Annotated in this window: 9 protein-coding genes; 3 read left to right on the forward strand and 6 right to left on the reverse strand. The window is 61.0% G+C overall.

From position 1 onward, the window contains the following. Nucleotides 1-30 precede the first annotated feature (30 nt). Entirely contained in the window at nucleotides 31-1,395 is a 1,365-nt protein-coding gene (locus ACR0E6_RS13305; RefSeq protein WP_480584192.1) for an FAD-dependent oxidoreductase, read from the reverse strand. 154 nt (nucleotides 1,396-1,549) lie between these two features. Between ACR0E6_RS13305 and ACR0E6_RS13310 the strand changes: the two genes are divergently transcribed. Then, entirely contained in the window at nucleotides 1,550-2,692 is a 1,143-nt protein-coding gene (locus ACR0E6_RS13310; protein ID WP_170622549.1) for a mandelate racemase/muconate lactonizing enzyme family protein, read from the forward strand. A gap of 277 nt (nucleotides 2,693-2,969) precedes the next feature. Here ACR0E6_RS13310 and ACR0E6_RS13315 read toward each other — a convergent pair whose 3' ends face one another. Then, on the reverse strand, nucleotides 2,970-4,454 hold the full coding sequence (locus ACR0E6_RS13315; RefSeq protein ID WP_480584194.1) for a caspase family protein: 1,485 nt from the start codon (nucleotides 4,452-4,454) through the stop codon (nucleotides 2,970-2,972). Between the two features lie 151 nt (nucleotides 4,455-4,605). Between ACR0E6_RS13315 and ACR0E6_RS13320 the strand changes: the two genes are divergently transcribed. Beyond that, on the forward strand, nucleotides 4,606-5,661 hold the full coding sequence (locus tag ACR0E6_RS13320; RefSeq protein WP_170630601.1) for an OmpA family protein: 1,056 nt from the start codon (nucleotides 4,606-4,608) through the stop codon (nucleotides 5,659-5,661). A gap of 28 nt (nucleotides 5,662-5,689) precedes the next feature. Here the strand turns inward: ACR0E6_RS13320 and ACR0E6_RS13325 are convergent, their stop codons facing one another. From ACR0E6_RS13325 to ACR0E6_RS13340, 4 genes are all read right to left on the reverse strand, one after another. Next, nucleotides 5,690-7,621 carry a caspase family protein gene (locus ACR0E6_RS13325; RefSeq protein WP_480584197.1) on the reverse strand — a complete coding sequence of 644 codons (1,932 nt, stop codon included), beginning with the start codon at nucleotides 7,619-7,621 and terminating at the stop codon, nucleotides 5,690-5,692. A 19-nt stretch (nucleotides 7,622-7,640) separates the two neighbouring features. Next, a complete protein-coding gene (locus ACR0E6_RS13330; protein ID WP_480584199.1) occupies nucleotides 7,641-11,147 on the reverse strand; it encodes a two-partner secretion domain-containing protein in 3,507 nt (1,168 codons plus the stop codon). A gap of 13 nt (nucleotides 11,148-11,160) precedes the next feature. Beyond that, the gene (locus ACR0E6_RS13335; RefSeq protein WP_480584201.1) at nucleotides 11,161-12,891 is read right to left on the reverse strand and encodes a ShlB/FhaC/HecB family hemolysin secretion/activation protein; all 1,731 of its coding nucleotides are present in this window, start codon (nucleotides 12,889-12,891) and stop codon (nucleotides 11,161-11,163) included. A gap of 188 nt (nucleotides 12,892-13,079) precedes the next feature. Continuing rightward, a complete protein-coding gene (locus ACR0E6_RS13340; protein WP_170630608.1) occupies nucleotides 13,080-13,919 on the reverse strand; it encodes a M15 family metallopeptidase in 840 nt (279 codons plus the stop codon). 166 nt (nucleotides 13,920-14,085) lie between these two features. Here ACR0E6_RS13340 and ACR0E6_RS13345 point away from each other — a divergent pair, with 166 nt between their 5' ends. After that, nucleotides 14,086-14,661 (forward strand): OmpA family protein, encoded by a 576-nt coding sequence (locus tag ACR0E6_RS13345; protein WP_170622542.1) that lies wholly within the window; start codon nucleotides 14,086-14,088, stop codon nucleotides 14,659-14,661. The last annotated feature ends 17 nt before the right edge of the window (nucleotides 14,662-14,678 follow it).

Genomic DNA, 14,678 nt, shown 5'->3' on the forward strand with positions numbered 1-14,678 from the left:
GCGCATTCCGGGACGGCACCGAAGGCGCGGTTACAGGCGCGCGCCTTCGTGGTTCAGAAGGGTGCGGATATCGGCGCCCTTGATGTCGCGGATGGCGATACCTTCGTTGATCGACAGATCGGTCGCCAGCGCGGCAGCGTGGCCATAGCCAAAGCACTGCGCGGTCACCCGGGCCGAGGCCAGCGCCTCATGCTCGGCCGACAGGCAGCGGCCCGCGACGATGATGTTTTCGCCCTGCACCGGCACCAGCGTGCCATAGGGGATTTCGTAGGTGTCATCGAACAGCCACTCGACCTTGGGCTTGGTGCCGGAATGCAGCTCGATCGGCCACGGTGAGGCGGCGATGGCGTCGGGCGATTTGCCCCGGCCCAGCACATCGTCATTGGTCAGGGTGGCGATGCCGGTCACGGTGCGGGTCTGGCGGATGCCGATCTCGACCCCGGTGTCGTTGACATAGCCCTCTTCGCAGCCCGGAATGTGCTGACGCAGGAAGTTCGCGTATTCGCGCACTTGCAGGCGGGCAACCAACTCGCCCTCGGAATGGTCAACCGGGTTGGTCACATCCAGATCGCGCCCGTCAAAGCCCAGAATGCGGGTGGCGTTGATCATCAATTCGCCCGGACGGGTGGTCGGGAAGATCCAGATCTTCTTGCGCGGCAGGCGCGAACCTTCGTTGTCGGCGGCGATAAGCTTGTCGATCACCTTTTGCGGGCTGATCGTATCCTCGCCCCAATAGTCACAGAACCGATCCACGTCGATGCCCCCCATACGGAAGATCATGGTCGGGTTCTGGATCGCGCCATTGTTGCCCTTGGTGGTGGCAAAACCGGCGCGGTGGATCACGTCACCATCCCCCGAGGCGTCGATGATCCGCTTGGCCCGCACCTGCGCCAGCCCGGATTTCGAGTTCACGATGACGCCGCCAAACGCGTCGCCCTCCATCAGCACGCCGACGACTTGCGAGTGATACAGGATCTGAACGCCCGCCTCGCGCAGGAAACCGTCGGCAACCTCGCGCCAGACCAGCGGGTCGTGGGTGACGGTGAAGGTCTTGCCATAGCGCTGCGGCCCGCTGACGCCATTGCGGCTTTCCAGCGCGGCGCGGAATTTCTCGGCCCAACCAAAGACCGCCTGCTCGGGCGCGGCCTTTTCGTTTTCGGTTGACAGGAACATGCCGCAGATCGTGCCGGACAGGCCCGCCACGGCCCCGCCGCCACAGAACCCATAGCGTTCGATCACCAGAACCGAGCGCCCCTTGCGCCCCAGCGTTTCAGCAGCCGCAACACCGGCGGCCCCACCGCCCACGACAACAACATCGACATCGGCGAACACGGGAAGGTTGCTGTTTGCGGTGTCCTTATACGTGCTCTGCCACTGCGATTCAAAGCTGGCCATCTGCGGTCTCCTCTACAACTGACTGCCATTCGGGCGGTGATCGATTTTTGGCGCATTAACTGATATATCTATTGATCGTCAATAGTCTTTGACATAGTTGAGTAGAGCGTAGCAACGCAATTCAACCTCAACCCCCGCATCCGAGGGCGCGCAAATGACTGAAATGACAGAAGATCGTTTTGGTAAGATCGAAAGAATCCAGGTCTATGTGGTCAAGACCGGAATCCCCAAATTCTCATGGTCGCCGACCATGCCCGCACTGCTGACGACCAATACAATCGCCAGAATCACCACCTCGGACGGGTATGAGGGTGCAGGCGGTGTGTTTTCCTGCACCGAACATGATTTCGACCGCGCCGTGGCCGAAGGGATGCGACCGCTGCTCAAAGGCTTGCTGGGCCGTGCGGCGCTGCGCCGCGAGGACATCTGGAAATGGATGCAACTGCGCCGCCTGTCGATCCCCAACACCTCGATCGCCGGGCTGGACATTGCCATGTGGGATCTGGCCGCGAAACGGGCGGACATGCCGCTGTATATGTTCCTCGGCGGCGCGCGCGACCGGGTCAAGGCCTATGCCTCGACCCAGGTTTTCGACGGGCCCGAGCCTTATGTGGATCTGATCGACGAACTGCGCGAACAGGGTTTTGGCGCGTTCAAATTCCACTATAAATGCGAGCCCAACGCCGATATCGACATGATGCGCGCGGTCCATGCCGCCCATGGCGACAAGGGGCTGGATTTCATGTTCGACGCCGACGCCTATTACAGCCACAAGGGCGCGCTGAAAGTGGCCCGGGCGATGCACGAAATGGGCTATGTCTGGCTCGAAGCGCCCTTCCCCGATCACGATCTGGACGGCTATCGCGAGCTGCGCCGCCGCACCGAACTGCCGATCCTGCCGGGCGGCAACACCATCGTCGACCTGCCGAACATCGCCCACGCCATGCGGCACGATTGTTGGGACGGGGTGCGCATCGACGCCACCACCGCAGGCGGCATCACGCCGTCGCGCAAGGTCATGGCGCTGGCCGAGGCCAACAATTTCAACGTCGAGTTCCAAAGCTGGGGCTGCGCCCTGTCGATGGCGGCGAACCTGCACCTGATGCTGGCCTATGACAATTGCGACTATTTCGAAATGCCGGTGCCCTATGCCGACTTTCAGGTCGACGCGCTTGGCCGGATCGAGGTTGACGCTGACGGCTACATCAACGCCTCGGGCGGTGCCGGGCTGGGTCTTGAAATCGACTGGGATGAGGTCGAAGAGATGTCGATCTGCAAGATCGAGGTCCATAGCTGAGCGTTAGCAACCGAGACGTTGGCTTGCTGCGAAACCCATTACGGCAAGCCGGTCTCAAAAACCATCCAGCGGCAAGCGGCCCGTCGCGCCCAGACGGCCATCCGTCGGGGCGAAGGATGCAAGCGTCATAGGGCGCTCCTATCGCGCACCGGCTGATAGGCGGGCTGAGTTCGTAAAGGCCGGGCATGATTCCGAAGGATCTGACTAAGCCGTGGGTTATACGACTAATTTGCTCAGGATTTGCAAATGGTGTTTTTAGGGCGCAATCCAAGGACGCTCAGCCCTGGCACCCGTCAATGGCCCAACGGCGCAGATTGACCTTCAACCCGCCGCCGAACGGATGCTGTTTGGCCACGTTGCCTGCTGCCGGACGTTTGACATAGGTCTGCGCCTGTTCGCACAGCGCGTCAGCGGTCCATTGGTGACAGTTCGAACAGTTCTGGTTCTTCCACAGTTCATCCGGCAGCCCCTCGATAGGTGGGAATTGCGGTGAGCCTGCGACCAGCTCTTCAATCGTTTTGCCGCGCACATGCGAGTTTCCGAAGGTCAGGACCGACTGCATCGTCACCGCAGCCGAGGCGTCGATGGTGCCGGTGGTCTGGGTATCGGGGGCCTTCACGTTGGGCTCGGCCTTGCGAGTCATCGTCTCGCCCTGCAACTGCAGCGCCGCCAGCCGTTCGATGGCCTGATCCGAAAACGCGCCGTCCGGGAAGCTGTGCAGGTAAACCTCGTAGGAATGAATCGAATCGTCCACCTGTGCCAGTTCGAACATCAGACGGTCGGTTTCATTGGCATCGGCCACTTCGGGCTCCGCCTCGGGGGTTGGGGGCGTCAGGGCGGTGCCGAAGGATTCGGCCAGAACAACCTGCAACAGATCGCTGGCCTTGTCGGCGTGGACGCTTTCGGGAAAGCTGCGCATGAACAGCATGATCTGCACCGGATCGCGCGAGTTCACGGCCTGCTGCCACTGTTCCTCTTCGCTTTGCAGAGATTGAACGATCTGGGTTTCAGTCTCCAGCGAAAACGCGAAATCCTGCGTCAGGGACGAGGTATCCCACGGCGTCTGCAAGCCGCGTGTCTGGTCCAGAACCTCGACCCGGACCTTCTTGAACAGCTGCTCAATCGCCATGCCGGGCGTTTCGATATGTTTGGCCAGGCTCAGGGTAAAGGGACTGTTGCCCGTCTCACCATCCAGCGCGACACCGCCGGGATCGGTCGCATAGGCCAGAAAGGTGCCGGTGGGCGCCTTCATCTCGGCCAGACCATTGTCGTCCATATCGGCCAGATCTTCGAACGGGTTATTCCGGCAAGCGTCCAGAATCACGATGTTTGTCTTGTTGTTGGCCGAGGCCATCTGATGCAGGACCGAGCGCGCCTCGACCGCCATCAGGTCCAGATCCGCCGGGTCGTCCAGCGACACGTCCACCGGCAGCAGATAGTTCGACCCGAAGGACTGCACGCCATGGCCTGCGTAATAAAACAGACCGACCGCATCCTCACCACCGCGCCGCAGATCGCGCCCGAACTGGGAAATGGCGCGCTTCATATCGATCTGATTGCTGTCGGACAGGTGCCGGACCTCGAACCCCAGCCCTTCCAGCTTTTCGGCCATCAGACGCGCGTCGTTGACCGGGTTGTCCAGCGCGGAGACCGAACCATAGGCGGAATTGCCGACCACCAGCGCAATGCGTGGCTCGGCCACGGCATGCGCCGCCCACATCATCGCGAAGATCGCAATCAGTATTCTGCACAGTCCAAGCACGTCTGGTTCCTTGATCCTAATCTTCGGCCCTTGCCCGTGATCCGCGGGCATCATTTGACCCGGAAATCCCTTACAAACCTTTTTGGGCTTTCTTATGGCCACGCCCTGCCATATCCCGAAAAAGGTATCAAGAATAGGAAGAGGTTCACACATGCCGCATTCAACCCTGATGCGACTCGTTTCTGCGATAGCCGGGGTGCTGATCGCACAATCCGCGTGGGCACAAAACGTGGATCCGTTCGAACACGGCTGGAAACTGGATGCCGCAGCCTCGGAACTGCAATTCCTGTCGGTGAAAAAGAACTCGGTCGCCGAGAATTCCGGGTTTGCCACATTGTCGGGCGTGATCGGCCCGGACGGGGCGGCGGATATCCGGGTGCAGATGGACAGTGTCGATACCAAGATCGACCTGCGCAACGTGCGGATGCGGTTTCTGTTTTTCGAGACCTTCAACTTCCCCGAGGCCGTGATCACCGCCCAATTGCCGCCCGAACAACTGGTCGATCTGCATCAGTCCCGCCACAAGATCATCGATCTGCCCTATCGGCTGACCCTGCATGGCGTGACCAAGGACAGCGTGGCGCAGGTGGCGATCACTCTGGTCGATAATGACCGGGTGGCAGTGGCGAACACGACGCCGATTGCCATCGCCCTGCCCGATTTCAATCTGGAAGAAGGCCGTGGCAAGCTGCAAGAGGCTGCTGGCGTCGATATCCTGCCCTTTGGTTTTGTCAGCTTCGGCTTTGTCTTCGACCGCGCCAAGGCGGGTACACCGCCGCAACTGGAACTTGTGTCGGCCACGCCGGGTGCGGCCGCGCTGGAAACCAAGGGCGATCTGGACCGCACCGCCTGTGAGGGCCGGATGGAAATCCTGTCGCGCACCGGCAATATCTATTTCAATTCGGGCAGTGCGCGGCTGAAAACTGACTCGATCCCGCTGTTGACCAATCTCTATGACATCGTGGATCGCTGCCCCGAGCTGAAGATCGAAATCGGCGGTCATACGGACAGTGACGGATCGGATGCGGACAACCTGGCCCTCAGCGAGCGTCGCGCCCGTGCGGTGAACACCTACCTTGTCGAAAAAGGCATCGCGCCCGAACGTCTGGTGACAGTGGGCTATGGCGAAACCCGTCCCGTGGTCTCGAATGACACGGCAGAGGGCAAACGCCGCAACCGCCGGATCGAGTTTGTTCCGGTGAACTGATCCCACCCTGCCGGGCGGGGCTTGGCGTCTAGTTCGCGGCCAGAATGACCGGGTCGAACCCGCCACTGCGCCATTGGCGCAGAGCCTCGACAAAGTTCGGCCCCGGTACACCGTCAATGGTGCTGTTGTAGTAACCAGCGGTCTGCAAGAATTTCTGCACCTCCATCAGCGTGTCGCGTGACCACTGGTCCGAGGCGAGCGAGAGCTGATCGAGGATCGCGCCGTTATCCTCGGCCGCACCGCGCAGCAGCATACGCGCGGCCTCCTGCGGATCGCGCGGGATGCCGCGCCCTTCGTCCAGCAGAATGGCGGCGGCCAGATAACCCTGATACTCGCCGTTCTGTGCCGCCTTCTGGAAATAACCAAGCGCTTGCGCAGGTACGCCCGCCGCCCCATCTTGCGCCAAAACGCCCAGATTGAAAGTGGCCTTGGCCGAACCTCCGTCAGCGGCCTGTTGCAACAGGGCAATGGCGCGCGCCTCGTCCTTGGGCACGATCTGGCCTTCGAACAGGGTGACGGCCAGATTGATCATCGCATCGAAACTGCCCCCGGCGGCGGCCTGTTCATACAGGTCCAGCGCGCGGGTCATGTCCTGCGGCACGCCGGTGCCGCTTTCATGCAGTTGCGCCAGCGAGACCATGGCCCGCAAGTCGCCCTCATCCGCGGCCTGCTTATACAGGGTCACGGCCCGGTCAACATCCCCGGCGGCAATCGTGGCCCGCGCCAGCAAGGCGACGTAATGCGACAACTCCGGCGATTGTGCGGCGGCGGCGCTGCATGCCTGAATCGCGGTCAGGGCGTTTTCCTGCAACCGGGTGAAGGGCACGCCGGGAATGCTGGCGGTGCGGTCCCTTGGGTGGGTCGCCAAACGCTCGCAAATCCCGCCCGGCGTGCTGTCTTCGGGGCGCGGCACCGACGCGATCAACCGTCGCGCCTGATCGACATGGACACCATCGGGGTATTGCTCAAGGTAGAATTCCAGCAAAGGCCGCATCCGGCTGCGTTGGGCCAGTTTCCACAGACGCTCGGCCTGTTCATCCTCTTCCTCAACCGACAGCGCGCGGGTCTGCGGACCCGCCTGCCCGGCGCGGTCAAGAAAGGCCACAACCTCATTCACATGCGCGCCTTGCGGATAGCGGTCGACATAAAGCTGCATCAGCGACGGTTCCTGCGAGTTCGCCGCCACCTGCCACAACAGCGTCTCTTCCGAGGCCGTTACGGGGCTGTTGTCAAAACGGAACTGCCGCGTCAGCGACGAGTTGTCCCACGGAATCTGCCGCCCGCCCGTCGAGGTCAGCACATCCTTGCGGACCGAGATCAGCAGGTCAGAGATATCCTGTCCCGGCGTATAGATATGGCTCAGCAGAGCCTCGGTGAAGAAACTGTTCCGACCGGTGCCGTCATAAGCCACGTTGTCGGGCTGGGTGGCGTAGGCGAACAGGAAATCCGCTGCGCTGCCGACGCGGGCCAGACCGTTATCGACGCTGATCCCGGCATCCTCGAACGGGTTGTCGCGGCAGGCATCCAGAAACACCAGGCGAATACCGTCGGACCTTTCCATCCGGGTAACGAATTCTTCCATCGCAACGGTCTGTTCAGGGATGTCCGCCGCGCTGGTCAGGTTGGCATCGACCGGAACCAGATAGTTGCGCCCCCCCACCTGAAACCCGTGCCCGGCATAGAAAAACAGCGAAACATCCGAATCCGCCGCTGTCGCGCCATAGGATTCCGCCAGCGACAGCATCTCATCCCGTGTCAGATCCATCCCCAGAAACACGTCAAACCCCAACCCTTCCAGCGCAAGGGTCAGGTCCGAGGCATCGTTGATCGGGTTGTCCAGCGGGCTGACAGACGCATAGTCCGAATTGCCGATCACAAGGGCGACGCGTTTATCGGCCAGCGCCATGCAGGCACTGATCAGCGTCACCAGAAAGGCCGCACAAAGACGGATCACGAACATAGGCTATGCCTCCGAAGGATTACAGACCGATGGCGCGGCTCAGGCCGATTTCGGCTTGTCCAACGGCCGCCACAATCGACTCTACCTGCTGGTTCTGGACGCTGACAAGTTCCGGATCGGTCGCTCGTATCAATGTGATCGCCTTGCGGATTTCGCGCTGCGCCTGACGGATCTGGCGGCGGGCTTCCTGCACTGCTTCACGACGGATCGCGGCGCGCTCTTCGGCGGTGGTTGCAAGTGCCAGACGGCGGTTGGCGTCATTGCCGGCTTCGCGGATACCGGCGCTGGCGCCGCGAATAATGTCGCCCACGGATTCCAGCCCCGGCGGCAGACCGCTGACAATCGCATCCAGATCCGAGGCGTATTCGTCCATCGCCTCGGCCAGACAGGCCAGATAGGCGCTGACATCGGCCCCTTGCGAGGCACAGGCCGACAGCGTGGCGTCAAAATCCTGCGAGGCGTTGTCGACAGTACCAAGCGCGGTTTCAGCCTCGGTGACGGTGGTTGTGACCGTGCCACCGCTGCCACCGCCGGTAATTGTCGTGTCCACCGTCGGCGTGATCTTGATCGTCGGCGTCGGCGGGATGGTGACAATGGTGGTTCCGCCCCCGATCACAGCCGTACCGGGCAAGGCCGCCACCGTATAGACCTGCCCCCCGGAACTGGTTAGCGACGAGGTGTTCAGCGTAAAGGTCGTGGTCCCGGGCGACGTGCTGGCGAAATTCGGCGATCCAAAGATCGGCGATGTGTTCAGACTGTCCGAAGCCGGGCCAAAGCGATAAACCGACGGGCCGCCTGCCACGGTACCGGTAGCCGTTGCGCTGCCGGTTTGCCCCTGCGCCACGACCAGCGGGTTGGGGATGGCAAAGACCACCGGCGACGTGGTGTAGTTCGCCGGGTTCGTGCTGCCGGTGCCCGGTGCCCAGACATTGGCAAAATCCCAACCCTGCGCCGAGGCGCGGTTGTAGAAGCTTTGGGTGTTTTGCAACTGCGCGGTGGTCAGGCCCGTGCCCCCGGCGCTGGAACTTTGACCGGAGGTCTGCGTGTTCCAGAACGAGGCGCTGACCGACCCTGTATTGCTGCCGACCAGACCGCCAAACGTCGGAGTGTTTATTCCTGAAAAACCAAGACTACCGGTTGAGTACGTGCGGTTAATCGTTCCGCCGACATTCCTGCCGACCAACCCGCCCAATGTCGCTGTAAAGGTCTGCACATCTGTCAGATTGACGCCAAATACATCCGAGGTTGAGTAAGAATCGGTAATCGAGCCCGAGTTCACCCCGACCAGTCCCCCCATAGCATGTCCGCCGGCGGTTGTGCCCAGAACCGCACCCGAGCTGTTGGACCGGATGATCGAGCCCGAGTTGTCTCCGACAAGACCGCCCGCAACAACAAAGTCTGATTCAATTGTAAAGACACTCACAGAGGCAGTAGAAAAGCTGTCGATGATGGTCCCGGTATTGAACCCGGCAATGCCACCTGCCTCAAAATCGGTGCTGGTATAGCTGCCGGACACCATGACGCCGGAAATCGTGCCGTTGTTTGATCCCGCCAGAATGCCGCCCTCGGCCGAGGTGACATCGGCATTGGTAACGCTCAGGTTGCGAACGGTGCCGTTCAGATCACCAAAAATGCCACCAAAGGCAAATGCATCGTCGATGAACAGGCTATCAATCGCAAATCGGTTGCCGTCGAGCGTGCCGTCGAAGTCCATCGGCTCAAACCCTCGCGTCCAGCCTGAGGTCACCGAAGCATCGATGTTGTTTGCCAGCTCAAAGTTCTGACTGGACCCACCCAGCCCTTGCAATCCGTAAATGTCGGTCAGCCGGTACGGGTTGCCAGCCGTCCCTGCCCCGCCAAGAACCCGCAGGAAGGTGCCGCCGGATTCGATGGTGAAATCGGCGGCAAAGAAGGATGGCAGGGTGCTGGAAATCTGCTGCCACGATCCGTTCAGCAAGGTGAATGCGCCCACATTCACGATACCGCCGGCCCCGGTGGTGATCGTGCCCACTGCATCGATGATCAAGCCACCATTGGTGTTGATCGCGCCGTTCAGGACGACGTTGTTGTCTGCAAGCAGCGTCAGGTCGAAACCGGACGTCCAGTCGATATCAGCGTTGATCGTGATGTTGCCGACATCCGGGCCCGTCCCGGACGTATCCAGCGTCACGTCTCCATTCGCAAGGTTTGCCTCAAGCGTTGCTACGTCGATGGTGCCGGGAACCGTGATGTTCGTCGGGTCCAGCAACAGGTGTCCGACCGTTCCCTTTGGTGCGCGCAGATCGGCAAGCCCGCGATAGACCAGATCCTGCTTACCCGACACTTCGGCAAAACCGCCATTGCCGCCCTGCGCCCCGCCACGGGCCGAGATGTTGCCGTGGAACTCGGTCAGAACGTCCGACCAGATGATGATCTCACCGCCATTGCCGCGGTTGCCGCCGTCCGAGATAATCCGGGTGTCGCCATCCACATAGGTCGAATGGGCCGTCTGCAATCCAGCGCCGCCCTGATAGTTTCCACCGACCCGAATGTTGCCGCCCTCGCCATTACCTGACCCGCTGGCCTTAAGCGTCGCACCACGCAGTGCAATCGCCTCACCCGTGATGGTGATCGATCCGCCATCCTGACCGCGCGCCACCGGGCGGGGCGAACTGGCCACAAGGGTCTTGGCCGAGGTATCGATGCGACCGCTGACCTCAACCGCGCCGCCGCTGCCGCCCAGCACCACCGCCCCGGACACACCGCCGACCGTGCGCGCCTCAATCACGCCGGACATGTTGATCACCTGCCGCGCCGCATTGCGCGCGCTTGCTGCCTTGAGGTGGACGATCCCGCCATCCGCCTCGATCCGGCCCGAGTTGGACACCAGCGCCTCCATCGAGGCATCGTCGCTGTTCGACGGCACCGCAACCTGCAGGAATCCGTCGCCCGACACGTCCAGAGTGACCTTTTCACCGGCCCCAAGACCCACCTTGCCCAAAGGCACACGGATCAGGCCCGAATTGGACACTTTGCCCCCAATCAGCGCCGCATAGCCGCCGGGTACGACCGAGATCGTTCCGGCATTCTCAACCGCAGCCGAGTTGCCATTGCCGTTGTAGCGGTAGCGCCCGTTCAGGAAATCGTCATCCGAGATATTCAGGGTCGAGGCCACAAAGCCCGCCGTGTTCACATGCCCGTTCGGCCCGATAAAAATGCCGTTTGGATTCACCAGATGCACCTGACCGTTGGCGTTCAGTTGTCCGTGGATCTGACTGGTGGTGTCGCCCGTGACCCGGTTCAGGATCACGCTGTTCTTGCCCGGTTGGTTGATATTGACGGTCGAACCCTTGCCAATCGAGAACCCGTTCCAGTTCACGATGGCTGCGCCACTGTTCTGGTTGATGTTCAGTTGAGTGCCGTTGGGCTGGGTGATGACCACATTCCCGGCAGCCACCGTCCCGCCATTGGGCAGCGATTGCGCCATTGCGGTGGTGCCCCAAAGCAGGGCCGAGGCCGAGGCCAGTGCAAAAAGCCCGTGTTTCATAGCTGTCGCGCCGTCAGAACCGGCGGCTTGCAACAATGCTGAAGCGGTTTCCGTCTTCCCCCAGATCATCACGTTCACCTCTCCCATATTCAACTCGTACCGATCCGGACCGATAGGCCGAATCCTCAATCGTAAACACGTCAAAGCCGACGCCGTAAGAATAAGCCGTTGTTGTGCTTTGCTCAAAAAATGTGGGCTGTTCCACCCCAAGTTCACCATATGCGCCAAATACGTATGGTTTGAAAATAAACGGAAAATCGGCAACCTGAACCTGTTGCGAACGGCCAACCTCACCGCGCAGCACCCAACCATCATCGCCGCGCAGCTCGCCCGCGTCAAATGTGGACAGTTCGTTGCTGCTGGCAATGCTGAATTGTTCCGAGGTCACCAGCGGGTCGCCAAAGCTGGTCTGGACCCGGCCATTGACGTTCACCGACCAGTTTGCGTTCAGCGGGCGCTGATACTGCGCCGACAGTACCAGCTTGGTAAATTCGGCACTGGCCCCCTGCCGCGACAAGGGCGTATCGCCCGGCCCGACCGAGGCGCTGGCCCCAAAGGCATCCAGCCCGCGCGACAGCACGGCCCCGGCGGTCAGGAAACCGCCATTGGTCTGGTTCCAGCTGGCATCTACAGTCGCCCGCAGCACGCTGAGATCATCGTCATAAATCGGCAGGTTCAGCGAGCCCACCAGCAAATCCTGTGAATCGCTGACCCGGTCGAAGATCAGTTGCGAAGATACATTCAGTTTCCGCGTCCGGATCCACGGGTAATACAGCCGCAGCGACAGACGCTGGAACGTGCTTTCATTGGGCAGAAAATCCGAGTCCGGCTGCGCCACGCTGGATGTGACCTCGGCATTGAAGGTCAGCCCGTCATAGCCGATCGGGAACACGGCCCCCGCCGCCGCGATGCGATATTCCGGATCGCTGGAAAAGAACCGGGTCGGAGAGCCGCCGAGGTTGAAATAGAAGGTCTCGCCCATTTCCAGCGCGCCATTGACCTCAAGCCCCAGGCTCAGGTTCACCGGGCCAAGCTGATCCGACAGCGTGTTGTCGAACCCGTAAGAGCCGGTGATCTGCTTGAACTGGCCATCCAGTGTCAGAACCGTGCCGCCCCGCGCGTCGCCCGCCGACAGGGTCGAGGCCAGACGGATGCCAAACGTATCTCCCGCCAGCAGCAGGGCGCGTTCGATCTGTTGCAGCTTGATGCCACGTTTGCCGATCAGCGGCTTGGTGATCTCGACCACCCGCGCGCGGGCCTGTTCGGGCACTTTCTCGGTGTCGATCCGTTCGATGAACCCGTCGATCACCACGATGCGCAGGGTGCCGCCATCGCGCAGGGTCTGCTGTGGCAGCACAACCCGGCTGAGGACAAAGCCCGCATTGGTATACGCGCCTTCCAACTGGTTGGTGGCGGCAAAAATCTCGGACACGGCAACGCGTTTGCCGGTCAGCCGTTCGACAAAACCGGCATTTGCGGCCTCCATCTGCGGCAAAGCCCCCTCAATCCGGACGCTGCCGACGGTGACAAATAGCCGGTCGGCCCCTTCGGGCGCCGGTGCGCCGGGATCGCGCGCAACCGTAACCGGCCCGGTCCCACGTTGATTCTGCGGCTGAAATGTCGAGGGCGCAAGGTTCGACGCGCTTTGTGCCAGTGCCGTCTCTGCCGCGCCGAAAACACATAGCGCAGCAAGGGCTGCCAGACACACAAACTGTCGGACCCACATCATATTAAAGGTAACCATTACGCATTTTCCGACCTGCCCCACGCTGTCGTCTGCAAATAGCAAATCCCAATCAGGGGACCAAAGCAAGGTTGAACTCAAACTTCTCTGGCCACCGTTGAAATTGCCCCACAACCTGAACACAGTTATCCGGCACCCGTCTGTGTCTGACTTCACAATGTGCCGATTTTATTATCGTTTTTTCGAATTCAGAGCAGCCCGGCCTCAACCCATTCTTCGATCTTGTTGCGGCTGACCTCAAAATGCATCGAATCCTCGCGCCCCCAGGCAGCCCCCCAGACCCAGCCTTCATCGCGGAAGAAATCGGCCAAAATGGTCAGACCCAGCTGGGTTTTTCCATCGCCCAGCGTGTCCAGAACCCCGTCGATGTTCAGATCGACCGCCAAACCGTAAGCATGCGCCGACGCGGATGAGGTCGCCCCGCGAATGCGCCGCACACACAGCGATCCGGCGGTGTTGATACGGTCATACAGGTCCGGGTCGGTGCGCTGAATATTCTCGAACACATTGCGCAGGGAATCGACCGCAGGCTTCAGCATCCGCACCCGCACGGGACCCACCTCTTCCAGCACCAGCAGCTCTTCCAGTCGCGGGTTGGTCATCGACTGGCACTCATCCGTCAGATCCTCGCGCGGCAGGCCGAACGTGTCGCGCAGGAAGGACGAATTAGCCAGCTCTAACCCTTTGTTTACATTGTTGCGGTTGGCGATCAGCACGACCTGCGCATAGGCGTCGATGATGTCGTTCGGGCTGGACCGGTCAAACCCGTAATCATCAGCGGCCGAATTGTCCTGCGGCACAACGGCCGAGTTGTTTTGCGAGCGCGACAGCTCCAGCGACAGGCGTTCGATCTGGTCGCGCATATCCTCGACCTGCTGGCTTAGCATTTCGATCTCGATCCGGGCGCCCGAATCGATGGCGGGGCCTTCGAAATTCTCCTCGAGCGGGACAATCAAAGGGAAAACATACCAGATGATCGGGGCCAGGATGATGGCCACACCCAGAATTATCGCTGGAACGATGCGCATGTCTTTGGATTTTCCTATTTCCGCCGTCTTCTCACCCGAACCTAGAAGCCACCCGTCGGGATGTCACGTCATTGCACCAAAATGAACGTCAGAAGTGTGACTTTCTTCATTGTCGGTTGTCGGGCGCAGGGGTACTCTTTGCGTGAAACAGGTAAGGAATAGGTATATGTCCACGTTTTTTTCGCTGAAATTCATCGGGGCCACGGCTTTTGCCGCCCTGTGCACCACGCAGATCGCGCTCGCGCAATCCAATGATCTGACAGCCGACGAAATCACCGACGCGTTCAACAAGCAAAAGACACGCGGGCTGGTGATCGTGCCCTCGACCGGCGACGACGCCGCAGCAACGGATGATGCCGATACCACCGTCGCTGCCGCGCCGACAGAATACCAGCCGGTTGCCGCCGAAGATCAGGTGAATATCCAGGTCCGGTTCGACTTTGCCTCGGCCGCGCTGCGCGATGATGAAAAGCCCAAGCTGGCCGCCCTGTGCGAGGCGATGAAGGGCGTTGACGTCAACGTCTTCCAGATCATCGGCCACACCGACAGCGCCGGTTCCGCCGAATACAACCAGAACCTGTCGCTGCTGCGCGCCAAAGAGGTCAAGCGTTTCCTCGTCGGCGATTGCGGCATTGCCGATGAACGCCTCGAAGTGCTAGGCGTGGGTGAGGCGGAACCGCTGAACAAGGACAATCCGCGCGCCGATGAAAACCGTCGCGTCGAATTCCAGGCCCTCGGCTGATCGCCACACCACCTGAC

The organism is Ruegeria sp. AP12, assembly GCF_056540025.1.

Coding starts and splice junctions, on each gene's coding strand:
- ACR0E6_RS13305 (WP_480584192.1), bottom strand. CDS start 1,395: ATGGCCAGCTTTGAATCGCAGTGGCAGAGCACGTATAAGGACACCGCA.
- ACR0E6_RS13310 (WP_170622549.1), top strand. CDS start 1,550: ATGACTGAAATGACAGAAGATCGTTTTGGTAAGATCGAAAGAATCCAG.
- ACR0E6_RS13320 (WP_170630601.1), top strand. CDS start 4,606: ATGCCGCATTCAACCCTGATGCGACTCGTTTCTGCGATAGCCGGGGTG.
- ACR0E6_RS13325 (WP_480584197.1), bottom strand. CDS start 7,621: ATGTTCGTGATCCGTCTTTGTGCGGCCTTTCTGGTGACGCTGATCAGT.
- ACR0E6_RS13330 (WP_480584199.1), bottom strand. CDS start 11,147: ATGAAACACGGGCTTTTTGCACTGGCCTCGGCCTCGGCCCTGCTTTGG.
- ACR0E6_RS13335 (WP_480584201.1), bottom strand. CDS start 12,891: ATGGTTACCTTTAATATGATGTGGGTCCGACAGTTTGTGTGTCTGGCA.
- ACR0E6_RS13340 (WP_170630608.1), bottom strand. CDS start 13,919: ATGCGCATCGTTCCAGCGATAATTCTGGGTGTGGCCATCATCCTGGCC.
- ACR0E6_RS13345 (WP_170622542.1), top strand. CDS start 14,086: ATGTCCACGTTTTTTTCGCTGAAATTCATCGGGGCCACGGCTTTTGCC.